The sequence below is a fragment of the Pandoraea sp. NE5 genome (genome assembly GCF_024363545.1).
Taxonomy (GTDB): Bacteria; Pseudomonadota; Gammaproteobacteria; order Burkholderiales; family Burkholderiaceae; genus Pandoraea; species Pandoraea cepalis.
Map to the genome: position 1 here is coordinate 922402 of NZ_AP025517.1, position 22205 is coordinate 944606.

General features: G+C 64.0%; 24 protein-coding genes. 12 read left to right on the top strand and 12 right to left on the bottom strand.

What is annotated here, in order from left to right:
* The first annotated feature begins 8 nt into the window (after positions 1–8).
* The 3 genes from PanNE5_RS04260 to pth all read left to right on the top strand — a co-directional run bounded on the left by PanNE5_RS04260 (position 9) and on the right by pth (position 2433).
* A complete protein-coding gene (locus tag PanNE5_RS04260; protein ID WP_017232658.1) occupies positions 9–938 on the top strand; it encodes a ribose-phosphate pyrophosphokinase in 930 nt (309 codons plus the stop codon).
* A gap of 154 nt (positions 939–1092) precedes the next feature.
* Entirely contained in the window at positions 1093–1713 is a 621-nt protein-coding gene (locus tag PanNE5_RS04265) for a 50S ribosomal protein L25/general stress protein Ctc (RefSeq protein WP_017232659.1), read from the top strand.
* Between the two features lie 123 nt (positions 1714–1836).
* On the top strand, positions 1837–2433 hold the full coding sequence (gene pth / locus PanNE5_RS04270) for an aminoacyl-tRNA hydrolase (protein WP_017232660.1): 597 nt from the start codon (positions 1837–1839) through the stop codon (positions 2431–2433).
* 47 nt (positions 2434–2480) lie between these two features.
* Here pth and PanNE5_RS04275 read toward each other — a convergent pair whose 3' ends face one another.
* The 3 genes from PanNE5_RS04275 to rsmD form a co-directional block, all read right to left on the bottom strand.
* Entirely contained in the window at positions 2481–2738 is a 258-nt protein-coding gene (locus PanNE5_RS04275) for a YfhL family 4Fe-4S dicluster ferredoxin (RefSeq protein ID WP_017232661.1), read from the bottom strand.
* A gap of 64 nt (positions 2739–2802) precedes the next feature.
* Entirely contained in the window at positions 2803–3297 is a 495-nt protein-coding gene (gene coaD / locus PanNE5_RS04280; RefSeq protein ID WP_017232662.1) for a pantetheine-phosphate adenylyltransferase, read from the bottom strand.
* A 55-nt stretch (positions 3298–3352) separates the two neighbouring features.
* A complete protein-coding gene (gene rsmD / locus PanNE5_RS04285; RefSeq protein WP_017232663.1) occupies positions 3353–3946 on the bottom strand; it encodes a 16S rRNA (guanine(966)-N(2))-methyltransferase RsmD in 594 nt (197 codons plus the stop codon).
* A 272-nt stretch (positions 3947–4218) separates the two neighbouring features.
* On the opposite strand from rsmD, the gene nodI reads away from it, so the two are divergent.
* Together nodI and PanNE5_RS04295 are read left to right on the top strand one after the other, a co-directional pair.
* Positions 4219–5136: a nodulation factor ABC transporter ATP-binding protein NodI gene (nodI, locus tag PanNE5_RS04290; RefSeq protein WP_026131719.1), complete on the top strand. Its 918-nt coding sequence runs from the start codon at positions 4219–4221 to the stop codon at positions 5134–5136.
* A gap of 13 nt (positions 5137–5149) precedes the next feature.
* Positions 5150–6040 (top strand): ABC transporter permease, encoded by an 891-nt coding sequence (locus tag PanNE5_RS04295; RefSeq protein ID WP_410007579.1) that lies wholly within the window; start codon positions 5150–5152, stop codon positions 6038–6040.
* A 123-nt stretch (positions 6041–6163) separates the two neighbouring features.
* Here the strand turns inward: PanNE5_RS04295 and PanNE5_RS04300 are convergent, their stop codons facing one another.
* Together PanNE5_RS04300 and PanNE5_RS04305 are read right to left on the bottom strand one after the other, a co-directional pair.
* The gene (locus PanNE5_RS04300; RefSeq protein WP_261939300.1) at positions 6164–7612 is read right to left on the bottom strand and encodes a M16 family metallopeptidase; all 1449 of its coding nucleotides are present in this window, start codon (positions 7610–7612) and stop codon (positions 6164–6166) included.
* A gap of 12 nt (positions 7613–7624) precedes the next feature.
* Positions 7625–9043, bottom strand: a complete 1419-nt coding sequence (locus PanNE5_RS04305) for a M16 family metallopeptidase (RefSeq protein WP_017232667.1) — start codon at positions 9041–9043, stop codon at positions 7625–7627.
* Positions 9044–9214: 171 nt separating this feature from the next.
* On the opposite strand from PanNE5_RS04305, the gene ftsY reads away from it, so the two are divergent.
* Positions 9215–10648 carry a signal recognition particle-docking protein FtsY gene (gene ftsY / locus PanNE5_RS04310; RefSeq protein WP_261939301.1) on the top strand — a complete coding sequence of 478 codons (1434 nt, stop codon included), beginning with the start codon at positions 9215–9217 and terminating at the stop codon, positions 10646–10648.
* 117 nt (positions 10649–10765) lie between these two features.
* Here ftsY and PanNE5_RS04315 read toward each other — a convergent pair whose 3' ends face one another.
* Both PanNE5_RS04315 and maiA read right to left on the bottom strand, forming a co-directional pair.
* A complete protein-coding gene (locus PanNE5_RS04315) occupies positions 10766–11392 on the bottom strand; it encodes a LysE/ArgO family amino acid transporter (protein WP_017232669.1) in 627 nt (208 codons plus the stop codon).
* An 8-nt stretch (positions 11393–11400) separates the two neighbouring features.
* The gene (gene maiA / locus PanNE5_RS04320) at positions 11401–12048 is read right to left on the bottom strand and encodes a maleylacetoacetate isomerase (RefSeq protein ID WP_017232670.1); all 648 of its coding nucleotides are present in this window, start codon (positions 12046–12048) and stop codon (positions 11401–11403) included.
* Positions 12049–12246: 198 nt separating this feature from the next.
* Between maiA and ybiB the strand changes: the two genes are divergently transcribed.
* Entirely contained in the window at positions 12247–13203 is a 957-nt protein-coding gene (ybiB, locus tag PanNE5_RS04325) for a DNA-binding protein YbiB (RefSeq protein ID WP_261939302.1), read from the top strand.
* Positions 13204–13404: 201 nt separating this feature from the next.
* Here ybiB and PanNE5_RS04330 read toward each other — a convergent pair whose 3' ends face one another.
* Positions 13405–13788 carry a nuclear transport factor 2 family protein gene (locus tag PanNE5_RS04330; protein WP_017232672.1) on the bottom strand — a complete coding sequence of 128 codons (384 nt, stop codon included), beginning with the start codon at positions 13786–13788 and terminating at the stop codon, positions 13405–13407.
* A gap of 220 nt (positions 13789–14008) precedes the next feature.
* Here PanNE5_RS04330 and rpoH point away from each other — a divergent pair, with 220 nt between their 5' ends.
* From rpoH to cydX, 5 genes are all read left to right on the top strand, one after another.
* On the top strand, positions 14009–14947 hold the full coding sequence (gene rpoH / locus PanNE5_RS04335; RefSeq protein ID WP_026131720.1) for an RNA polymerase sigma factor RpoH: 939 nt from the start codon (positions 14009–14011) through the stop codon (positions 14945–14947).
* Positions 14948–15331: 384 nt separating this feature from the next.
* Positions 15332–15652 carry a cytochrome oxidase putative small subunit CydP gene (cydP, locus tag PanNE5_RS04340; RefSeq protein ID WP_017232674.1) on the top strand — a complete coding sequence of 107 codons (321 nt, stop codon included), beginning with the start codon at positions 15332–15334 and terminating at the stop codon, positions 15650–15652.
* Positions 15642–17246: a cytochrome ubiquinol oxidase subunit I gene (locus tag PanNE5_RS04345; protein WP_017232675.1), complete on the top strand. Its 1605-nt coding sequence runs from the start codon at positions 15642–15644 to the stop codon at positions 17244–17246. The genes cydP and PanNE5_RS04345 overlap by 11 nt, the downstream gene beginning before the upstream one ends.
* Positions 17247–17273: 27 nt before the next feature.
* On the top strand, positions 17274–18410 hold the full coding sequence (cydB, locus tag PanNE5_RS04350) for a cytochrome d ubiquinol oxidase subunit II (RefSeq protein ID WP_026131722.1): 1137 nt from the start codon (positions 17274–17276) through the stop codon (positions 18408–18410).
* Between the two features lie 15 nt (positions 18411–18425).
* The gene (cydX, locus tag PanNE5_RS04355) at positions 18426–18548 is read left to right on the top strand and encodes a cytochrome bd-I oxidase subunit CydX (RefSeq protein ID WP_017232677.1); all 123 of its coding nucleotides are present in this window, start codon (positions 18426–18428) and stop codon (positions 18546–18548) included.
* Positions 18549–18634: 86 nt separating this feature from the next.
* Here the strand turns inward: cydX and PanNE5_RS04360 are convergent, their stop codons facing one another.
* From PanNE5_RS04360 to PanNE5_RS04375, 4 genes are all read right to left on the bottom strand, one after another.
* Entirely contained in the window at positions 18635–19237 is a 603-nt protein-coding gene (locus PanNE5_RS04360) for an SCO family protein (protein WP_150562263.1), read from the bottom strand.
* Between the two features lie 144 nt (positions 19238–19381).
* Positions 19382–20287, bottom strand: coding sequence for a heme o synthase (gene cyoE, locus PanNE5_RS04365; RefSeq protein ID WP_261939303.1), 906 nt, complete (start codon positions 20285–20287; stop codon positions 19382–19384).
* 18 nt (positions 20288–20305) lie between these two features.
* Entirely contained in the window at positions 20306–21493 is a 1188-nt protein-coding gene (locus PanNE5_RS04370; protein ID WP_261939304.1) for a COX15/CtaA family protein, read from the bottom strand.
* A 76-nt stretch (positions 21494–21569) separates the two neighbouring features.
* Complete coding sequence (locus PanNE5_RS04375) at positions 21570–22202, bottom strand: SCO family protein (RefSeq protein ID WP_261939305.1); 633 nt, start codon at positions 22200–22202, stop codon at positions 21570–21572.
* Between the last annotated feature and the right edge of the window lie 3 nt (positions 22203–22205).

Sequence of the window (22205 nt, forward strand, 5' to 3'; positions counted from 1 at the left end):
ATAACCTAATGGTATTCACCGGGAACGCCAATCCCGCCCTGGCCCAAGCGGTCGTCGACACTCTCGGCATTCCCCTCGGCAAGGCCATGGCGAGCCGGTTCTCGGACGGTGAGATCCAGGTCGAAATCCAGGAAAACGTGCGCGGCAAGGACGTCTTCGTCCTCCAGTCGACGTGCGCGCCGACCAACGACAACCTGATGGAACTGATGATCATGGTCGATGCGCTCAAGCGCGCGTCTGCCGGCCGGATCACCGCTGCCATCCCGTATTTCGGCTATGCCCGTCAAGATCGCCGCCCCCGTTCGGCGCGTGTCGCGATCTCGGCGAAGGTCGTCGCCAACATGCTGCAAATCGCGGGCGTCGAGCGCATCATCACGATGGACCTGCACGCGGACCAGATTCAGGGTTTCTTCGATATCCCTGTCGACAACATCTACGCCTCGCCGCTGCTGCTGGCCGATGTGCGCGCGCAGAACCACGAAAACCTGTTGGTGGTCTCGCCGGACGTTGGCGGTGTGGTGCGTGCGCGTGCGCTCGCCAAGCAACTGCATTGTGATCTGGCGATCATCGACAAGCGTCGTCCGAAGGCCAACGTCGCCGAAGTGATGAACATCATCGGTGAAGTCGAAGGCCGCACCTGCGTCATCATGGACGATATGGTCGACACGGCCGGTACGCTGTGCAAAGCCGCGCAGGTGCTGAAGGAGCGTGGCGCACAGAAGGTCTATGCGTACTGCACGCACCCGGTGCTTTCCGGCGGTGCGGCGGCGCGCATCAACGCGTCGGAACTCGACGAAGTGGTCGTGACGGACACGATCGCGCTGCGCGACGACTCGAAGGGTGGCAAGATCCGCCAGTTGAGCTGCGCCAATTTGCTCGCCGAGACGTTCTCGCGTATCCGTCGTGGCGACTCGGTAATGTCGCTGTTCGCGGAATAAGCGTTCGGTAAATTTTTGCGACGGCGCCTGTGTGGCGCCGTTGTTGTGTCGGCGGGGAGCGTCTCCCCGCCTTTGTCATTCCTGAAGCCGATGTTTTTTGCACGGCATTTGGGAAGCTATCGCTGCCTGGTCGCGGGCAGTCCAAGGAGTTGTTATGAAAGTCGTCGCTTTTGAGCGTAATCTGCAAGGTACGGGTGCGAGCCGCCGCCTGCGCAATGCCGGTAAGACCACGGGCATCGTGTACGGTGGAAACGTTGATCCGAAGATGATCGAACTCGATCACAATGCGCTGTGGCATGCCCTGCGCAAGGAAGCGTTCCACTCGTCGATTCTCGAGCTGGAAGTTGCCGGCCAGACCGAACAAGTGCTGCTGCGCGATGTGCAGTACCACCCGTTCAAGCAATTGGTTCTGCACGTGGATTTCCAACGTGTCGATCCGAACAAGTCGATTCACGTGAAGGTGCCCCTGCACTTCCTGGGTGCTGAGAACGCCCCGGCCGTGAAGCTGGCGTCGAACGTGATCAGCCACACCGTGAACGAACTCGACGTGAACTGCCTGCCGGGCAAGCTGCCGGAATTCCTGGAAGTCGACCTGTCGACCCTGGAAGCGGGCAAGACGGTGCACGCCAAGGACGTCAAGCTGCCCGCCGGCGTGACGCTCACGCTGCATGTCGAGCAAGAAAACCCGGTGGTCGCGCAAGCCGTCCAACCGGCAGGTGCGGCTGCTGACGAAGCGGCTGCTCCGGCTGCCGAAGGTGCAGCGCCGGCCGCCTAAGGCCCGCGCGTTAGCCTTCAGCGGCGACGCTGGACGCAAGACCCGCCGCGACGTCATGTCCGGCGGGTTTTTTTATGGCGGCGCGCATGCCGATTCGGCGCGCGCCAAGATCGTGATACCGAAATGATCAAGCTGATCGTAGGGCTCGGCAATCCGGGCGCCGAATACACAGCAACGCGTCACAACGCCGGTTTCTGGTTCGTCGACGCGTTGGCGCAGCAATGCGGTGCGTCGCTCACGAACCAGAAGAACTTCCACGGCTATGCAGCGCGCACACGCATTGCCGGCCAGGAAGTCTGGTTGCTCGAGCCGCAGACCTTCATGAACCGCTCGGGGCAGTCGGTTGTGGCGCTCGCACGCTTCTACAAGATCCTGCCGGATGAAATCCTCGTCGTGCACGACGAACTCGATCTGCTGCCCGGCACGGTGAAACTCAAGCGTGGTGGGGGCAGCGGTGGTCACAACGGACTGAAGGACATCGCCGCGCATCTGACGACGCCCGAGTTTTGGCGTCTGCGTCTGGGCATCGGCCATCCGCGCACGCTTCAGCCGACGGGCAGCCAACAGCAGGTCGTGGACTTCGTGCTCAAGCCGCCGCGCAAGGAAGAGCAGGCGCAGATCGACGACGCGATGTCGCGCTCGCTCGACATCGTCGATCAGGTCGTCAAAGGCGAGATGGAAAAGGCAATGATGCGCCTGCACGCCGCACCGGGGAAATAAGCGGCGCTGCCGCGCACAGTGCGCGGCTGGCTTGGCCGGCACGCCGCTCAGGCCGTCTTGGCCGCTTGCAGATGGGTGTACTTCTCGAGCAGTTGCTCGGGCGTCTCGACGTGTTCGGGGTTGATGGGAATGCACTCCACCGGACACACCTGCACGCACTGCGGTTCATCGAAGTGCCCCACACATTCGGTGCACTTGTTCGGATCGATCTCGTAAATCTCGACCCCCATCGAAATCGCGTCGTTCGGGCACTCCGGCTCGCACACGTCGCAATTGATGCATTCATCGGTAATCATCAAGGCCATACGGCACCTCCAGCCGTATCGCAACGCCGGTCAGCCGCAAGGGCCGGGCCGGCGTACGCGATACTCATCCGTTCGTCGGCAGGCTGCCGACTTTCGTCATCAGCCATTTTTCGACGGAAGGAAACACGAACTTGCTGACGTCGCCACCCAGTTGCGCGATCTCGCGCACGATCGTGCCCGAGATGAACTGGTACTGGTCAGACGGCGTCATGAACATCGTTTCCACATCGGGCAACAGATAGCGGTTCATCCCGGCCATCTGGAACTCGTACTCGAAGTCGGACACGGCGCGCAGGCCGCGCACGATCACACGGGCCTGGTGCTTGCGCACGAAGTCCTTGAGCAGCCCGGAAAACCCTTCCACGCTGACGTTCGGATAGTGACCCAGCACTTCGCGCGCGATGTCGATGCGCTCTTCCAGCGAGAAGAACGGCTTCTTGTTTCGGCTATCCGCCACGCCAACGACGAGCTTGTCGAAAATCCCTGCTGCACGGCGGACCAGATCTTCATGTCCTCGGGTCAACGGGTCGAACGTCCCCGGATAAATCGCCACTACCATGCCAACGTCTCCTCGCGGCTGGGGACCTGTGCTGCGTACTTGTTCATTGTGGTCTCTAGGTTTTCGGTATCGATTCAAGCAAATGATAATGCACGGCCCCGGCTTTCGCCCGTCGCAGGCATGCGAGGTCGAGCACCGCCAGTGCGTCGTCCTCCAGCGCGATGTCCGATTCGGCGTAGATCACCCCGCCAGGGGCGAGCAGACGGGCCGCAGGCGCCAGCAGGTCGTTCATCCAGCCGCTCGCAAACGGCGGATCGAGAAACACCACGTCAAAAGCCCCGGGCGGGAGTGTGGTTATCAGACGACGGGCATCGGCCTGCACGATCTCGATCTGATCGGCCCCGAGTTTGTCCTGATTGGCACGCAGTTGCCGAACGGCCCGCGCGGCGTGCTCAACCATCAGCACGCGGGCGGCACCCCGCGAGGCGGCCTCGAATCCCAGCGCGCCGCTGCCCGCGAACGCGTCGAGGCACCGCATGCCGCCCAGATCCTGACCCAGCCAATTGAACAGGGTTTCCCGCACACGGTCAGGCGTGGGCCGCAGGCCTTCGCCCGACGGCACCGGCAGCGGCGTGCGCTTCCACTGGCCGCCAATGATGCGCACCTGCTGCGGCGCGCCGCGTGCCACGTTTCCCGAACCGGACTTCATCGTGTTCCCCGCAGGACAGCCTTGCCGGAGACACCGTCACCCGTGCAAAAATGAGTTCGCGCGCGCGGCTGCGCACGCCAGGAATCCAAAATCATGACAATTCACGCTACATTGTTGAGGCGAAACATACCACATCGCCCGCAAGACCTGCCCCATCAAGGCATACGATGGCAGACGATGCGTCGATCCCGAGCGGCGAGCGTCTGCCTCGACGCCAGTGGCACAACGACGACGCGCCCGGCAGGACATCACAGGAAACCGCCCGATTCGCCATGACCGACGCCGCCATCGAGGTAATTGAGCTATGCAAGGCCTATGACGGCCGTCCCGTGGTCGACCATCTTTCGCTGCGCGTCGCGCCGGGCGAGTGTTTCGGCTTGCTCGGGCCCAACGGGGCCGGCAAGACCACCACGTTGCGCATGCTGCTGGGCCTGGTCACGCCCGACAGCGGTGAAATCCGTCTCGGTGGCCTGTCCGTGCCGCGACAGGCGCCACAGGCGCGACGCCGCGTCGGTGTCGTGCCGCAATTCGACAACCTCGATCCCGACTTCACCGTGCGCGAGAACCTCGCGGTCTTCGGACGCTATTTCGGACTCTCCTCTGCCGAGCTTCGGGAACGCGTGCCCGCCCTGCTCGCGTTCGCGCGACTCGAGTCGAAGGCAGATGCCCGCGTCAGCCAACTCTCAGGCGGCATGAAACGACGTCTCACACTCGCCCGGGCGCTCATCAACAATCCCGATGTGCTTGTACTCGACGAGCCCACGACGGGCCTCGATCCGCAAGCTCGCCACCTGATCTGGGAACGGCTCAAGTCGCTGATGAACGAGGGCAAGACGATTCTGCTCACGACGCACTTCATGGAAGAAGCCGAGCGCCTGTGCCATCGTCTGTGCGTGATCGATGCCGGCCGCAAGATCGCCGAGGGCACCCCGCCCGAACTTGTTGCGCGGGAAATCGGCTGCGATGTCGTGGAGGTGTTCGGCGACGTGCCGCAAGCCCTGCTCGCGCGCCTGACGCCACTGGCCGACCGCATCGAGACGAGTGGCGAGACCCACTTCTGCTATGTGCGCGACGCGGTGCCGGTCGTTGCAGCGCTGCAAGAACAGCCCGGCGTTCGATATCTGCATCGGCGAGCCAATCTGGAAGACGTCTTTCTCAAACTCACCGGCCGGGAGATGCGCGATGACTAAGCGTGACCATCCCATGCCCGACGCACCCGAAACATGCGACACCGGCGATACCGGTGATACCGGCGACAGCGCGGCAGTCTCGACGGTGGGCGCGCATCGCGCGGGCCCACCCCACGAACGCACCCCGGAGACGCCTCGCTACCTGCCCGGCATCTCGCCGTGGATGGGCGTCTGGCGGCGCAACTTCCTTGTCTGGCGCAAGCTCGCCATCGCGTCGCTGTTCGGCAATCTGGCTGACCCGATGATCTACCTCTTCGGGCTGGGGTTCGGCCTCGGCATGATGGTCGGCGAGGTCGACGGCACCTCATACATTGCGTTTCTCGCCGCCGGGACCGTTGGCTCAAGCGTGATGTTCTCCGCCAGCTTCGAATCGATGTACTCGGGCTTCTCGCGCATGCATGTGCAGCGCACGTGGGAAGCGCTCATGCACACGCCGCTCACGCTGGGCGACGTAGTGCTCGGCGAAGTCGTGTGGGCGGCGAGCAAGGCCGTACTCTCAGGTGTCGCAATCCTGCTGGTGGCCAGCGCGCTCGGCTACGCGCGCATCGACAGCATGCCTGTCGTACTGCCGGCGATCCTGCTGGCGGGGCTCGCGTTCGCCAGTCTGGCGATGGTGATGACGGCGCTCGCGCCGAGCTATGACTTCTTCATGTTTTACCAGACGCTGGTCATGACACCGATGCTGCTGCTCTCGGGGGTGTTCTTCCCCTTGGCGCAACTGCCGGCGGCAGCTCGTCACGTCACTGAATGGCTGCCCCTGGCCCACGCGGTAGCGCTGATCCGCCCCGCCATGCTCGGACGCCCCATCGACCTGCCATGGCTGCATGCAAGCGCGCTCGCCATCTATGCGGTCGTCGGGTTCGCCGCGGCACTCGTACTGCTGCGCAGGCGCATTCTTCGGTAACGCCGCGTCGTACCTTTCGGCCCGCTCACGCAAGCCAACGAAAAACGGCACCGAAAGCTGTCGGTGCCGTCTGTCGTATGTCGTATGTCAATACGTCGCGTCAATCCCACGACGATGCGATGATTATTTCGTTTGCGTGCGTACCGAAGATCTTCCGCTGGGCGCCGCCGCGCCTGCGCTTGCGCCGCCGAAGACGTCACTCGGCCCCACGACGACCGTGACGAGCCGGTCCGGCGCCACGTGACGCGCGAAGGCGCTCTTTACCTGCGCAGCGGTCACGGCCTCAACGTTGCGGGTCCACGTATCGAGGTAGTCCAGCGGCAGGTGATAAAAGCCGATAGCGGCCACGTTCGCCAGCAGCTTTCGATTACTGTCGAGTCGCAGCGGAAAGCCGTTGGTCAGGTTGTCCTTGGCGGCCTGCATCTCCGCGTCGGTCGGCCCGTCCTGGACGAACTTGGCGAGCGTTTCACGCACGACCTTGAGCGCCTCCGGTGCCTGCTCACGGCGCGTCTGCAAACTGATCTCGAACGGCCCCTCCTGCAACTGCGGCATGAAGCCACTCGACACGCCGTACGTCAGACCGCGTTTTTCGCGCACCTCCGTCGTCAAGCGCGACACGAAGCCCCCGCCGCCCAGGACATAGTTACCCACGAGCAACGGGAAGTAGTCGGGATCACTGCGCGCCACCGACGCCTGCCCCGTCACAATGTGCGCCTGCTCGGCCGGGTGCGGCAGATCGATCTGCACGGCACTGCTCAACGACGCGACCGACGGCATCGCCGGCGGCGTCACGCCCACGGGCATGGCGTCGGTCAGCGTGGCGACGAGCGCCTCCGCCTGCGCTCGATCGATGTCGCCGACGATCGTCACGACCGCCCGCTTCGGGCTGTACATGTCGCGGTAGAAACGCACCAGATCGTCGCGCTTCACGGCGTTCACACTCGCCACCGTCGGGCTGACACCATACGGATGGCTGCCGTAGATCGCGCGGCGAAATGCCTTCTCGGCAATCGCCTCGGGCTTCGTATCGGATTCCGCAATCGCCGCCGACAGACGCGCCGCTTCCCGCTTGAGCACCGCATCGGGGAACGTAGGATGTTGCAGGAACTGCGCCATCGCGCCGACCGCCGCATCGCGTTCGGTCGCTGACGACAGCGTGCGCAGGGTGACGGTCGCGGCATCGCGTCCGGCACTTGTCGCTTCCATCGCGCCCACGTCGGCAAAGCGATCGGCAATCTGCGCCTCGGTCAGCGCGGGGCGCCCGGCTGCGGCGGACGCGCCCGCGTCGAGCAAGCCCGCCGTGAGCATCGCCAGACCGGACTTCCCCGGCGGATCGTAGCGACTGCCGGCATCGAAGTCGATGTTCAGGTCGATCATCGGGATCGAACGACTCTCGACGAACATCACCTTGGCGCCCGACGGCGCCACCCAGCTTTGAATCGGCAGCGCCGCGCGAGCACTCAGCGGCGTGACGGCAATAATCGCACCCGCGGCAACGGCAGCAACGCTCGCCGTAAAGCCCGTGCGCGCAGGCACAGAGAACGCACGCAACAGTGCGGAAATTTTCATCATCGTGTGGCCCTCTCAGCGCATGTTCTTCAAGTCTTCCGCCCCTTGGGCGCGGCGCTTTCGTGTCGCTTCGTCGATGGGCTGGGGAACCAGCGTCGCCACAGTCAGGGACGCATCGCCGAAGTACTTGCCGGCCACCGCCTGCACCTGTGCCGGCGTGACCGCCTTCACCTTGTCGAGCATGCGATCGATCTGCCGCCACGAGATGCCCGACATTTCGTTCAGACCGATCTCCATCGCCTGGCCGAACACCGAGTCGCGTTTGTAGATTTGCGAGGCAACGACCTGCGCCTTCACCCGCCCAAGTTCCGCCGCGGTCACACCATGCGCCGCAATATCGGCCACCTGCGCGCGAAGCGCCTTCTCGAGCTGCTCAGGCGTCTTGTCCTTCGCGGGGGTGCCGTCGAGAAGGAAGAATTGCGGGCCACGGCCCACGCCATCGTAGTTGGCACCAACATCGTTCGCGATGCGTTGCTCGCGCACGAGACGGCTCGTCAGACGCGCATTGCCATAGCCGTCGAGCACGGCGGCGAGCACCTGCAACGCATAGACGTCGTCGTCCTTTTCGACGTCGGTCAGACGGGGCGCACGCCACGCGAGCATCACGTGTGGATTCTCGGCCGGCGCTTTCACGAACACCCGGCGCACGCCGAGTTGTGCCGGCTCGTTCTGAGGACGCCGATCGGGCAACGCATGCGGCTTGAGCGAGCCGTAATAGGTCTCGGCGAGTTGCTTGACCTGCGCGGGATCGACATCGCCGCTCACGACCACCACCGCATTGTTCGGCGCATACCAGCGCGCATACCAGTCGCGTGCGTCCTGGACGGTCATGTGCTGAAGGTCGTCCATCCAGCCGACGATTGGGCGACGATAGGGATTGGCAACGAGCGCCGAGGCCATCAGTTGCTCGTAGAGCAATGCGCGCGGCTGATCGTCCGTGCGCAGCCGGCGCTCCTCCATGACCACCTGAATCTCTTTGGCGAACTCGTCGCCGGAGAGCGTGAGGTTGGCCATGCGGTCGGCCTCGAGACGCATCATCTCCGGCAGACGCGACTTCTCCGTCTGCTCGAAGTAGCCGGTGTAGTCCTTGCTGGTGAACGCATTTTCGCGGCCACCCAGCGCCGCCACCTGACGCGAAAACTGGCCCGGCCCGACAGCCTTGGTGCCCTTGAACATCATGTGTTCGAGCACGTGGGCCACACCTGTCGTGCCGTTGAATTCGTCGAGCGAGCCCGCGCGATACCAAACCACGTGGGCCACCGTCGGTGCCCGGTGGTCTTCGCGCACGATCAGCCGCAGCCCGTTCGATAACGTGAATTCCGACGTGTTATCCGCCGTTTTGCTGCCGGCGGTGTCGGCCGCCTGGCTCAGGCATGCCACACTGGCCAGGATGAGTCCGGCCAAGGTATGTCGCCAGCGCATGGTTCCCGTCATGGATCCCCTTTCGCCCGTCACGGACGTTGATTCGCGTCTGATAAAATACGTCGCATTTCCCGCGTCGGAAATCACGACCCGCCCATTGTAGGGCGTTTTGTGCGACGCGAATGGCAAGACAAATCACAGACGCACGCTGACCGCGTGCGCCCACGTCGAGTTCTTCACCCCATGTTCAGTTTCTTCAAGCGCTTCAAGTCGGGCGGTAACAAAGCCGCCGAGACGAGTCCCGCATCGACCGAATCCCTCGCGTCCGACGCGCTGGCGCCATCGCCGGAAATCCCGGAAACGCCCGCTTCGCCAAGCTTGCCGGTCGAAGACGCTGCGGCGAAGGCCGACATCGCACCGGCCGTCGTGCCCGCTAGCGTGCCGGCCGAAGCCGCGCAGGCACCCACCGCACCCATCGACGCCGCGCCCCCGCCCGTCACCCCGGTCCAAAATGCGGTGCCGTCCGAGCCGGCGCAGGCGAATGTCCCATCGCTCGTCACGCCGGCGCAGTCCACACCCACGATTGCGCCGCAAATCGCGCCCGAACAGGCGGAACTGGCGGAACCCGTCGAGCCGATTGAGCCGATTGAGCCGATTGAGCCCATTGCGCCGATATCGTCGATCGAGCCGGCCGCACCGCCCCCGGCCGTCGTTGTCAAGGATGCCCACGGCGACGCCATCGGCGAGATCGTCGCGGCCCCGGCCCAAGCCCCGGCCACCAAACGCTCCTGGCTCACGCGCCTGAAGGCGGGACTGTCGAAGACGAGCGCCGGTCTCACGGGCATCTTCATCGGCGTGAAAGTCGACGAGAACCTGTTCGAGGAACTGGAAGACGCGCTGCTGATGAGCGACGCCGGCGTGGAAGCCACAGCTTTCCTGATCGGCGCCCTGCGCAAGAAGGTCAAGACTGACCGGCTGACCGAAGGCGAGCAGGTCAAGCGCGCGCTGCACGATCTGCTGGTCGAATTGCTGCAGCCGTTGGAACAGAGCCTGGTTCTCGGTCGCGAGTCGCCGATGGTCGTGATGATCGCGGGCGTGAACGGCGCAGGCAAGACGACAAGCATCGGCAAGCTCGCCAAACACTTCCAGCACTACGGCCAGTCCGTGCTGCTCGCCGCCGGCGACACCTTCCGCGCGGCGGCACGAGAACAACTGGCGATCTGGGGCGAGCGCAACAACGTCGCCGTCGTCTCACAGGAGAACGGCGACCCGGCCGCCGTCGTGTTCGACGCTGTGACTGCCGCACGCGCGCGCAAGATCGACATCGTGATGGCCGACACCGCTGGCCGACTGCCCACACAATTGCATCTGATGGAAGAGTTGAAGAAGATCAGGCGCGTGTTGGGCAAAGCTGCCGAGGGCGCACCGCACGAGGTGCTGCTCGTGATCGACGCCAACACGGGACAAAACGCGCTCACGCAGGTCAAGGCGTTCGACGACGCGCTGCAACTCACCGGCCTCATCGTGACAAAGCTCGACGGCACGGCCAAGGGCGGCATTCTCGCCGCCATTGCGCGTCAGCGTCCGGTGCCGGTGTACTTCATCGGCGTGGGCGAAAAGGTCGAGGATCTGCAGCCGTTCTCGGCGCGCGAATTCGCCGACGCCTTGCTCGGCTAACTCAGCCGACTCAGTCAAGCGCATCCGCCGGCCACAATGCCAACGGCCCGCCCGCATCACGGGGCGGGCCGTTGCCTTTTCCGGCGACGCAAGACAGCGCCGCCCGATAACAACGCATTACCACTGCTGCGCGACGAGTCCTGCGCAGAGCCCCCACATCATCATGCCGACGATCCCATCGAGGATCTGCCATGCTCGCGCGCGCGCAAACAGCGGCGCAAGCAACCGGGCGCCATAGCCGAGCGTGGTGAACCACAAAACGGAGGCGGTCATCGCGCCCACGGCAAACCACGCATTCCCGGGCGGCACCTCGCGCGCGCCGATGCCGCCCAACAGAATCACCGTGTCGAGATAAACGTGCGGATTGAGTAACGAGAGCATCAACACGAGCACGAACGCTCGCTGCCAGGTCATGTCCTGCGTAGCCGCGCGGCTGCCGTCGGCCTGCAAGGCGCCCGCACCGCGCAACGCGGCACGCCACGCGCGCAGACCGTACCAGAACAGAAACGCGGCGCCGCCCCACGTCACGGCCGTCAGGAAGCGCGGATAGGCGGCGATCAAACCGCCCATGCCCGCGACCCCCGCCGCAATCAAGACCATGTCGCAAATTGCGCAGACAGCCACGACCACGCCGACATGGCGTCGAAGAATGCCCTGACGCAGCACAAACGCATTCTGCGCGCCAATGGCCATGATGAGGCTGGCGCCCAGCGCCATGCCCCGCCAGAACGCGGGATCAACCATCGTGTGGCTTACTCGGCGTCGGGTTGCGCTTCGGGCGCGGCGCGGCGGAAGGCGTCAAGTGTCAGGCAGTGCGCGTTGACGGCGGCAATTCGCGGGAAGCGCGTCATGTCTACCTTGAATCGGTTCGCGTTGTAGACCTGCGGCACGAGGCAGCAATCCGCGAGCGTCGGGGTGTCGCCAAAGGTGAACCTGCCGTGCGGCGACTGCGCCGCCAGGCGGGCTTCCAGCGCCGTGAAACCCTCCACGACCCAGTGGACATACCACGCATCTTTCTGCGCGTCGGTCACCCCCAGGTCGTGCTTGAGGTAACGCAGCACGCGCAGGTTGTCGATCGGGTGGATGTCCGCGGCGATGTCGAGCGCCAGTGCCCGCACCTGAGCGCGCGCCACCGGGTCGGCCGGCAGCAGCGCAGGCGTCGGATGCACGTCTTCGAGATACTCGATGATGGCCAGCGATTGATGAAGGTTCACACCCTCGTCGACGAACGTCGGCACCAATCCGTTGACGTTGAGCGCAAGGTACGCCGGTTTGCGCTGCTCGCCGCCCTCGCGCACCAGATGCACCGGCACGGTCTCGTAATCGAGGCCCTTCAAATTCAGGGCGATCCGCACGCGATACGCGGCGGAACTGCGGAAATAGCTATACAGCGTGGACATGGCTGACCTCGGAGGCGAGATTGGGGAAGGCGCGGCGCCGGCGTCAAGCCTCAGGGGCCGCGTCTGAACACGAAATGGTACTTCAAGCGCTGGTCGCGATGACACTTGATTGCGTATGATAGATGGATATCCGGCGGCAGGATCACAGCGGCTCGCCCGTCCCCTGCACCGCCCCCGCGACCCCAACACCGACGTGCCATGACCTCTGCCGCTCCTTTCGCCTGTGCACCGCTGCTCAAAATCATCGCTCGCGGGGCGAAAGGCGCACGGGCACTCAACGCCGACGAGACGCGTACCCTGTTCGACGCCATCCTCGCCGGCCGCGTGGCCCCGGCTGAGCTGGGCGGGGTTCTGATCGCCTATCGCATCAAGGGGGAAACGCCGGTCGAACTGCGCGCGATGCTCGACGCCGCACACGCGACATTTACGCCGCTCATCGCCCCCACCGACGCCCCGCCACCGGTGCTGCTGCCCAGTTACAACGGCGCGCGCAAGCAACCGAACCTCACGCCGCTGCTTGCCTTGCTGCTCGCCCGCGAGGGGATTCCGGTACTCGTGCACGGTCAGCATCACAGCGGCGCGAATCGCGTGGGCTCCCAGGCGATCTTTACCGCACTGGGTCATGCCGCCTGTCAATCGGCGACCGAGGCCGAGGCGGCACTGCGAACGCGTCGTGTCGCCTATCTGCCGATTGCGGCGCTTTCCCCGGCGCTGGAGCGACTGCTGGAGATGCGTTCGGCGCTGGGTGTTCGCAACTCCGGCCACACCGTGGTGAAGTTGTTGCAGCCGTTTGCCGGTCCCGCGTTGCGGCTCGTGAATTACACGCACCCGGAATATCGCGAAACGCTCAGTGAGATGTTTGCCGACGCGGCCAACAGTCCGGCGCCGGGCGTGCTGCTCGCGCGGGGCACGGAAGGTGAACCGGTCGCGGATGCGCGCCGTCAGGCCGCCATCGACGGCTTTTCGGATGGGGCTTACCAACTTTGGCAGGAAGCGGAAGACGGCGCGACGGGCACGCCGCCGATGCTCCCGGCGGCCGACGCACCGGCAACCGCGCAGTGGATTGAAGCGGTGCTGGCCGGCACCGTTGCCGTGCCCGCGCCGATCGCCCGGCAAGTCGAGGTGATTCGTCAGGCACTGGGGCGCATCCAATAGAAAGCCGTCGCATGCGCTCCAGCGACGCTCGAGCGCAACGGCGAGGCCCCCCCCTGGACTTCGACGCCCCGCACCTGAACACAATCAATAATTTTCGGAACAATTCATTCCGAAATTAATCAAATATGCTGTTTTGAGGCACATATCCAGCGAGTGCCAGGGGAACGCGGGGCCTAATCGGCCTGACGAAATACTGGCGATTCAGTCGGTCGACGCCATGCGAGTCGCCTGCCACGAAATGAGGTGCCATTCGTTGGCCTCAAGCACGTGCACCGCCGTATAAGCCATTTGCGACTCGAGCGAGCCGGTGGCGGTTTCCAGTTCGACCTTCAGCTTGCCCGTGACGACCACGGTGTCGCCGAACTGGCGCAGTTCCTGTGCGCGGATATCGATGTCGAGGTAACGACGGCGGCCCGAGGTGAGCGCGTCGAGAAATTCGCGTTTGCTTTCGCGTTTGCCATTCGAATGAACGTAGTGGAGACCGTCGGCCAAGAGGGCGTCGAGTTGTTCGACGTCCCCTTCGACCATCGCGTCAAAGCGCGCCGACTCGCGTTCGCGTACCGCGTCAATTTGCTTCTCCGCCATGTCGACCTCCCGTCGTCTTCGCCCCAAACGCGCGCGGCTTGGGTTGCAATTTACACCATCCGCGTGACGTTTGCGCCAGTGACTTTCCCCGTTTGATGGGGGGTGCTGGAAAACCCCGAGATTGCGGAAACTTCCCGCCCGGTAAGGGTTCTAACGTCTTTAGCACTCATTCGAAGAGAGTGCTAAAATGCTTTCCAGAGGCTAACCAGGAGTCTGCCACTTGAGTACTGCCGCCACTTTGCATCCGACGACGCCGGCCACCGGCACGGCGCCGACTTCGCGAGCCCTTGCGTTTGCCCCGTCTGCATTGATGCTGCCGGGCAGTCTGGGCAATATCGAAAGCTATATTCAAGCCGTCCATCGTATTCCGCTGCTTACCGCCGAGGAAGAGCAGTCGCTTGCCAAGCGTCTGCGCGAGAACGACGACCTCGAAGCCGCCCGTCAGCTCGTGCTCTCGCACCTGCGCCTGGTGGTGTCGATCGCGCGTAACTACCTCGGCTACGGTCTGCCGCACGCCGACCTGATCCAGGAAGGCAACATCGGCCTGATGAAAGCCGTCAAGCGCTTCGATCCGACCCAGGGGGTGCGACTCGTGTCGTACGCCATGCATTGGATCAAGGCCGAGATTCACGAGTATGTGCTGCGCAATTGGCGCACGGTCAAGGTTGCGACGACCAAGGCCCAGCGCAAGCTGTTCTTCAATCTGCGCAGCCAGAAGCAAGGCCTGCAGGCGTTCACGCCGGACGAGATCGATCAGGTCGCCCGCGATCTGAACGTCAAGCGCGAAGACGTCGTCGAGATGGAAACGCGCATGTCGGGCGGCGATATCGCCCTCGAAGGGCATAGCGACGACAGCGACAGCGCAAGCTTCGCCCCCATCGCGTATCTGGCCGACTCGCACCAGGAGCCGACCGCCGTGATCGCCGCACGCGAGCGCGACCGTCTGCAAAGCGATGGCCTGCAAACGGCCCTCGGCCGTCTCGACGCACGCAGCCGCCGCATCATCGAAGCGCGCTGGCTGTCGGTGGCCGACGACGGCAGCGGCGGCGCCACGCTGCACGAGCTGGCAGACGAATTCGGCGTGTCTGCCGAGCGCATCCGTCAGATCGAAGTCGCCGCAATGAAGAAGATGAAGGGCGCGCTGCAAGCCTCGGCGTAACACCTCGATCGGATTGTCGACGGCAATGCGACACGTTGCCACACGACATCGCCGGCACCGAAACCCCGTGAGATCCACGGGGTTTTTTTATTGGACTTCGAAAGTTCGCGCTTCATTTGCGTCGAACTTGATGCATCGCAATGTCGTCGGCGAGCGCGGTCGATAGAATCAATCTGTCTGTACGTGGCCATGCTACGTGCGAAGGACGGCCCGGGGGCCGTTCGCTGCGCCGGACCCGTGTTTCGAATCCGCATCGAACTGGCGTCGTCGGCGTGTCATCCGCCCCCGCGCCGCGGTTTGACATTTTCAAGCGATGAGGCAAAATGCGGCGAAAGTCGACGCGGTTTCCGACACAACGACTTTCGACGCCAGGAGCCGTCACGGATGGACACCCACTCTCCTAGCAGTCTGAAGCCTCCCGCCACGGCCGCGCCTGTCGCGGCGTCGCGTCCTGCCATCGCCGCCCTGCGTGCCTGGGCGATGCAGCGCTGGCGCAACCGCCCGTCCCGCTTCATGTTCGAAATCCTGATCGTCCTCGCGATCAAGGTAGCACTCCTTTTCATCCTGAAGCACGCGTTCTTCGACGCTCCGATGGCCAAGCACATGCAATTGCCGCCGGATGTCGTGGCGCGCGCCCTGATCGGGCCGCAAGCCGTCGAAGCGCCATCCCCCACCCCAAGTCAAGGTGTCCGCCATGATCAGTAGCGAAGTCGTTGACCTCTCGCGCCTGCAGTTCGCCATAACGGCGTTGTATCACTTCCTGTTTGTCCCGCTCACCCTGGGCCTGTCGTGGCTGCTTGTCATCATGGAATCGGTCTACGTGATGACCGGCAAGCCGATCTACAAGGACATGACCCAGTTCTGGGGCAAGCTCTTTCTGATCAACTTCGCGATGGGCGTGACCACCGGCCTCACGCTCGAATTCCAGTTTGGCACCAACTGGGCGTACTACTCGCACTATGTGGGCGACATCTTCGGCGTGCCACTTGCGATTGAAGGCCTGATGGCGTTCTTTCTCGAAGCCACGTTCGTCGGCCTGTTCTTCTTCGGCTGGAACAAGCTCTCGCGCATCGGCCACCTGGCCACCACGTTCGCGGTGGCACTGGGCTCGAACCTCTCGGCGTTGTGGATTCTCGTGGCCAACGGCTGGATGAACAATCCGGTCGGCGCGCACTTCAACTACGAGACCATGCGCATGGAGTTGACCAGTATCTGGGACGTGATCTTCAACCCCGTGGCCCAGGTGAAGTTCGTGCACACGCTCTCGGCCGGCTACGTCACCGCCGCCATGTTCGTGCTCGGCATCTCGGCCTGGTACCTGCTCAAGCGCCGTGACGTGCCGTTCGCGCTGCGCTCCTTCGCCGTCGCGGCCGGCTTTGGTCTGGCCTCGACGCTGTCGGTCATCGTGCTGGGCGACGAATCGGGCTACACCACGGGCGAAGTGCAGAAGGTCAAGCTCGCCGCCATCGAAGCGGAATGGGAGACGGCCAAGCCGCCTGCATCGTTCACGCTGTTCGGCTTCCCGAACCAGAAGGAAGCGCGCACGGACTATGCGGTGAAGATTCCCTGGGCGATGGGCCTGATCGCCACGCGCTCGATCGACACGCCGGTGATCGGCCTCACGCAATTGCGCGACGAACACGAGGAGAACATCCGGCGCGGCATGCTCGCCTTCGCGGCCCTCGAGAAGCTGCGCGGCGGCGACACGTCGCCGGCCATGCACGCCGAGTTCGACAAATACAAGGACGATCTCGGCTACGGTCTGCTGCTCAAGAAGTACACGCCGAACGTCGTCGACGCCACGCCTGAGCAGATCCGCCTGGCCGCCAACGATACGATTCCGGCCGTCGCGCCCGTGTTCTGGTCGTTCCGCGTCATGGTCGCGCTGGGCTTCCTGTTCCTGTTCACGTTCCTCTGGGCGTTCTGGCTGTGCGCACGTCGTCGTCTGCTCAAGCCTCGCTCGGCGTGGTTCCTGCGCTGGACGGTGTGGGCGATTCCGCTGCCGTGGATCGCCATCGAATTCGGGTGGATCGTCGCCGAGATGGGGCGTCAGCCGTGGACCATCGCCGGCGTGCTGCCGACCCACCTTTCGGTCTCGTCGCTCTCGGCAACCGACCTGTACCTGAGCCTCGCGGGCTTCATCATCTTCTACACCGCGTTGCTCATCGTCGAAATGTTCCTGATGGTGAAGTACGTCAAGCTCGGCCCGTCGTCGCTGCACACCGGCCGCTATCACTTCGAGACCGAAGGGACCGACGGCGCGGCCATGGTTGGCAAGCGTCCGACGGCTTCGGTCTGATCGTCAGGGAGACACCACATCATGATGATCGATTACACCGTACTCAAGCTGGTCTGGTGGGTGCTCATCGGCGTACTGCTGATCGGCTTCGCCTTCTTCGACGGGTTCGACATGGGCACGGCCACGCTGCTGCCCTTCCTGGGCAAGACCGACGCGGAGCGCCGCGTCATCATCAATACGGTCGCGCCCACCTGGGAAGGCAACCAGGTCTGGTTCGTGACGGCGGGCGGCGCCATGTTCGCCGCCTGGCCGCTCGTCTACGCGGCGGCGTTCTCGGGCTTGTACTGGGCGCTGCTGCTCGTGCTCTTCGCGTTGTTCCTGCGCCCGGTCGGCTTCGACTACCGCAACAAACTGCCGAGCGCACGCTGGCGCAATTCGTGGGACTGGGCGCTGTTCGCCGGCAGCGTGGTGCCGTCGCTGGTGTTCGGCGTGGCCTTCGGTAACTTGCTGCTCGGCCTGCCGTTCTCGTTCGACGACACCATGCGCTCCACGTACACCGGCTCGTTCTGGGCGCTGCTCAATCCGTTCGCGCTGCTGTGCGGCCTCGTGAGCCTGCTGATGCTGCTCACGCACGGCGCGGCCCATCTGCGCATGAAGGCCGATCCGATCGTGGCCGAACGTGCCGGACGCATCATGCGCCTCACCGCGCTGGGCACGCTGCTGCTGTTCCTCGTGGCGGGCGTGCTCGTCGCCACGCATGTCGACGGTTTCGCCATCACGAAGATGGCCGCGACCGACTCGCCGGCCAACCCGCTCCTGAAGCAGGTCACGACGGGGCCCGGCCTTTGGCTCTCGAACTATCAGACGTACCCGTGGATGATGGCGGCACCGATCGTTGCCTGTTTGTGCGCCCTGCTCGCGGCCCTGCTGGCGACCAGCCGGGCCTACGCGTGGACGTTCGTCGTCACTGGCCTGATGATGGCTGGCATCATCCTCACCGCGGGCTTCTCGATGTTCCCGTTCGTGATGCCCTCGGCTACTGTGCCCGGCAACAGCCTGACGGTCTGGGACGCCACCTCGAGTCAGCTCACGCTGCAAATCATGCTCATCGCCGTCGTCGTCTTCCTGCCCATCGTCCTGCTCTACACCGGCTGGGTGTATCGCGTGATTCGTGGACGCGTGACGATCGAGACGGTCAACGACAACCCGCACACGATGTATTGATCAAGGAGTCGCGACATGTGGTACTTCTCTTGGATTCTCGGCCTCGGCCTCGCGCTCGCGTTCGGCATCATCAATGTGATGTGGTTCGAAGCGCATGACGACCTCGAACGCCGCAGTCAGGAAGGCAATGGCCCCTGAGCGCTCCCGCTCGGGGCCGGGTCGGCAGAAGTGAAAATCGCGCCCCGAGGGGCGCGATTTTTTTGTACGCCACGCGCGATGCCGACTCAGCTCAGCAACGTGTGCAGATCCTTGGCCATCGCATCGACCGATTCGTCGGGACGCATGAACAGGCGCAACTGACCGCTCGGGTCGAAGACATAGATGCCCGCGGTATGGTCGATGGTGTAGTTGGTCGGCGTGGAGCCTTCCACCTTGTTCACCACGACGCGGAACGACTGGGTAACGGCCTTGAGCGCCGCATCGTCGGCCGGACGAAGCCCCACGAACGTCGGGTTGAACGCAGGCGCATACTGCCCCATCAGTTCCGGCGTATCGCGCTGCGGATCGACGGTCACGAACACGACCTGCACGCGTTGCGCGTCCGGACCGAGCTTCTGCATGACCTGATTGAGCTGCGCCATCGTTGTCGGGCAAACGTCTGGGCAATGCGTGTAGCCGAAGAACATCACCACCGCCTTGCCCTTGTAGTCGGCGAGCGTACGCGTCTTGCCCTGCGGATCCTGCAGCGAGAAGTTTTGTGCAAACGCCTTGTTGCCGGTGATATCGAGACTCTGGAACGTCGGGCCGTCGTTGCCGCAGGCGGCGAGCAGCACGGTGAGTCCCATCAGCAACAGCGCGCGACGCAACCAGATGACAGCCAGATTCATGAACGAATGCCCCAAAAACGGATGAAAAAATGCGTCGCGCAAAGACAACAGGCGCGCCGGTCAGGAATACCGTAACGCGCCTGTCATCGTGACTCAAACGACTGTGGACCACGAACCCGTGACTGCAACGCCAACGGCAAGGGCTTAGCCGAGCAGGAAGATCTGAACGTAATGATCCACCAGCAGTGCGGCAAACAGCAGCGACAGGTAGATGATCGAGTAGCGGAACATCGATCGCGAGAGCGCATCGGAATAGTGGCGCCACAGCTTGATCGCGTAGCCGAGGAAGATGCCCGAGAGCACGACCGCCGAAATCAGGTACACGTAACCGCTCATGCGATGCGCGAACGGTAGCAGGGACACCGCGAAGAGCACCACACTGTAGAGCAGGATTTGCAGACGCGTGTATTTCTCGCCGTGCGTGATCGGCAGCATGGGCAGCCCCGAATTCACATAATCCTGACGGCGATAGAGCGCGAGCGCCCAGAAATGCGGCGGCGTCCAGACGAAGATGATGAGCACCAGTATCCAGGCGTCCGCCGGCACGGCACCGGTGGCGGCAGCCCAGCCGAGCGCCGGCGGCATGGCCCCCGACGCGCCGCCGATCACGATGTTCTGCGGCGTGGACGGCTTGAGGATGATGGTATAGATCAGCGCATAGCCGACGAACGTGGCCAACGTGAGCCACATCGTCAGCGCATTGGTGAACGTATAGAGCACCGCCATGCCCGTTGCGCCGAGGATCGTCGAGAAGACGATGATTTGCCACGGCGCGATCTCGCCACGGGCGGATGGCCGCCACGCCGTGCGGCGCATCAGCGCGTCGACGCGTTGCTCGATCAGGCAATTCACGGCAAAGGCGGATCCAGCCAGCAGCCAGATACCGAGGGTGCCGCCGATCAGCACCTGGAGCGGCACCATGCCCCGCGTGGACAGGAACATGCCGATCACGGCGCAGAACACGGCGAGCTGCGTCACACGGGGCTTGGTCAATGCCCAGTATTGTGCGATACGGCTCGCTGGCGGATGGGGAAGGGTCGTGCTTTTCATACACTCAGAGGCAATGCGCTACGCCGAGCCAGTCGGGGCGCCGGCGAGTGGAGCGGCAGCCGGCTGCGCTGCTGGAAGGGGCTTCTGGCGGGCCGGAAGGTCATCAGCCTGATCGCTCAGGCGGGCCGCCATTAACGCCGTTTTGGCGGCGCGGATGCGGAAGTTTAACATAACGAGCAATAGCAGCAGGATCGCCGCCCCGCCGTTGTGGGCGATGGCGTTGAGCAGCGGCCATTGGAAAACGATGTTCGACAATCCGGTCGCGAATTGCACGAACACCAGGATCAATACCAGGATCGATGGCTTTCTGAGCGCGGCAAAACGTCGCAACCGGCTCGCCAGCCAGGCCAGATACGCCACCACCACCACCGCGAACGTGCGGTGCACCCAATGGATCGCGACCAGCGCGTCCATGGGAATCACCTCGCCACCGGCCGTTTTCCCCAGCGCGCGCCAGAGCCTGAAGCCGTTATGAAAGTCCATCGGCGGCACCCACTGGCCCTGACACGTCGGGAAATCGGTACAGGCAAGCACTGCGTAGTTGGTGCTCACCCATCCACCGAGCGCGATCTGGAACACCAGCAACACCAGTCCGAAGAGTGCGGCCCAGCGCCAGCGCAGCGCGCCGGGGTCGGCCGCCACGCTGGCGAGCGGCATCTGGCGCGATGCCAACCAAACGAGCGACGCCAATAAAGTGAGCGCCAACATCAAATGTGTCGAGACGATCACTGGCTGAAGCTTCATCGTGACGGTCCAGGCGCCGAACGCACCCTGCACGCAAACGAGCACAAACAGCCAGGTGGCGAGCCAGGGCGACTGCTTCAGTTCGCGTCGCTTCACCCAGGCCGTCACCATCAGCGCAATGATGAGCACGCCCACGGCCATGGCAAAGTAGCGGTGAACCATCTCGATCCACGCCTTGACGAACGTCACCGGGCCGCTCGGCAGCAGCAACTGCGCGGCATGAATGTCCGCATGGGCGGCGAACGGCGACGACGTGCCGTAGCAGCCTGGCCAGTCAGGACACCCGAGCCCCGAATCCGTGAGCCGCGTGAAGCCGCCGAACATGATCAGGTCGAGCGTGAGAAAGGTCGTTACCCAGGCCAGTTTGCGGTATTTGTTCGCGTCGCGGCGCAGCAGCACCCAGCCCAGCGGCAGCACCGCGATACACAGGCCGATAAAGCCCAGTTCCAGAAGGTAAAGCATCGGTTTTACGTCAGGTCTTCGTCATGTCCGGTGCGCCATTGCACACGGTCTCGTTGCAGTTGTCGGGGCTCGCCCCTCAACCCGTTCCCGACCACTTGAGCAGGCGCGACAGATCGCGCTTGATCTTGCTCGGGTCGGCGTGCTTCGGGAACGCCATCATCAGGTTGCCCAGCGGATCGACCAGATAGATGTGGTCGCTCACCTGGGTGCCGTCCTGCGTTGGCAGCCAGGCGGCCAGTGCGGCAGGATCGACGCGCAGACGGCGCGTGTCCGGATACGCGCTGTCGATTTTCTGCGGCACGGAGGCGGCATCCGTCACCAGCCAGAGCGTTTCCACGCGCGTGCGCTCATTGCCCTGCAACACGCGAATCTGCCGCATGTAGAAGAGCTTGCTCACGCAATTCTCGTCGCAAGCGGCCGTGTCCGCGCTGATCATCAGCCACTTGCCTTTGAGCGACGACAGCGGCAGCGTCTGCCCCGTCTCGTCGTCGCGCGCCACCAGCGCGGGCAGCGGACGCTGCGGCTCGATCAGCTTGCCGTAGGCCGACGTGCCGCCCTGCGGCTTGAAGACGTAATACATCAGGTACGCCGCCACCGCCGGCGCCGCACACACGACGAACAGCAGCACCAACATACGCCGCGCTCGGCGTCGCTGCGCCGGGTCGATGGCGGGGCCGTCGGCGTGCCCGGGATTCACCTCTGTACTCATGTT

Excerpts from the sequence above, each read along its gene's own strand:
- ybiB (WP_261939302.1), top strand. The coding sequence starts at position 12,247 with ATGACCTCTGCCGCTCCTTTCGCCTGTGCACCGCTGCTCAAAATCATC.
- rsmD (WP_017232663.1), bottom strand. The coding sequence starts at position 3,946 with ATGAAGTCCGGTTCGGGAAACGTGGCACGCGGCGCGCCGCAGCAGGTG.
- PanNE5_RS04305 (WP_017232667.1), bottom strand. The coding sequence starts at position 9,043 with ATGACGGGAACCATGCGCTGGCGACATACCTTGGCCGGACTCATCCTG.
- PanNE5_RS04260 (WP_017232658.1), top strand. The coding sequence starts at position 9 with ATGGTATTCACCGGGAACGCCAATCCCGCCCTGGCCCAAGCGGTCGTC.
- PanNE5_RS04370 (WP_261939304.1), bottom strand. The coding sequence starts at position 21,493 with ATGCTTTACCTTCTGGAACTGGGCTTTATCGGCCTGTGTATCGCGGTG.
- pth (WP_017232660.1), top strand. The coding sequence starts at position 1,837 with ATGATCAAGCTGATCGTAGGGCTCGGCAATCCGGGCGCCGAATACACA.
- PanNE5_RS04315 (WP_017232669.1), bottom strand. The coding sequence starts at position 11,392 with ATGGTTGATCCCGCGTTCTGGCGGGGCATGGCGCTGGGCGCCAGCCTC.
- PanNE5_RS04265 (WP_017232659.1), top strand. The coding sequence starts at position 1,093 with ATGAAAGTCGTCGCTTTTGAGCGTAATCTGCAAGGTACGGGTGCGAGC.
- cydP (WP_017232674.1), top strand. The coding sequence starts at position 15,332 with ATGGACACCCACTCTCCTAGCAGTCTGAAGCCTCCCGCCACGGCCGCG.
- nodI (WP_026131719.1), top strand. The coding sequence starts at position 4,219 with ATGACCGACGCCGCCATCGAGGTAATTGAGCTATGCAAGGCCTATGAC.
- PanNE5_RS04375 (WP_261939305.1), bottom strand. The coding sequence starts at position 22,202 with ATGAGTACAGAGGTGAATCCCGGGCACGCCGACGGCCCCGCCATCGAC.
- cyoE (WP_261939303.1), bottom strand. The coding sequence starts at position 20,287 with ATGAAAAGCACGACCCTTCCCCATCCGCCAGCGAGCCGTATCGCACAA.
- PanNE5_RS04360 (WP_150562263.1), bottom strand. The coding sequence starts at position 19,237 with ATGAATCTGGCTGTCATCTGGTTGCGTCGCGCGCTGTTGCTGATGGGA.
- PanNE5_RS04275 (WP_017232661.1), bottom strand. The coding sequence starts at position 2,738 with ATGGCCTTGATGATTACCGATGAATGCATCAATTGCGACGTGTGCGAG.
- PanNE5_RS04330 (WP_017232672.1), bottom strand. The coding sequence starts at position 13,788 with ATGGCGGAGAAGCAAATTGACGCGGTACGCGAACGCGAGTCGGCGCGC.
- coaD (WP_017232662.1), bottom strand. The coding sequence starts at position 3,297 with ATGGTAGTGGCGATTTATCCGGGGACGTTCGACCCGTTGACCCGAGGA.
- cydX (WP_017232677.1), top strand. The coding sequence starts at position 18,426 with ATGTGGTACTTCTCTTGGATTCTCGGCCTCGGCCTCGCGCTCGCGTTC.
- PanNE5_RS04300 (WP_261939300.1), bottom strand. The coding sequence starts at position 7,612 with ATGATGAAAATTTCCGCACTGTTGCGTGCGTTCTCTGTGCCTGCGCGC.
- ftsY (WP_261939301.1), top strand. The coding sequence starts at position 9,215 with ATGTTCAGTTTCTTCAAGCGCTTCAAGTCGGGCGGTAACAAAGCCGCC.
- PanNE5_RS04345 (WP_017232675.1), top strand. The coding sequence starts at position 15,642 with ATGATCAGTAGCGAAGTCGTTGACCTCTCGCGCCTGCAGTTCGCCATA.
- PanNE5_RS04295 (WP_410007579.1), top strand. The coding sequence starts at position 5,150 with ATGCCCGACGCACCCGAAACATGCGACACCGGCGATACCGGTGATACC.
- maiA (WP_017232670.1), bottom strand. The coding sequence starts at position 12,048 with ATGTCCACGCTGTATAGCTATTTCCGCAGTTCCGCCGCGTATCGCGTG.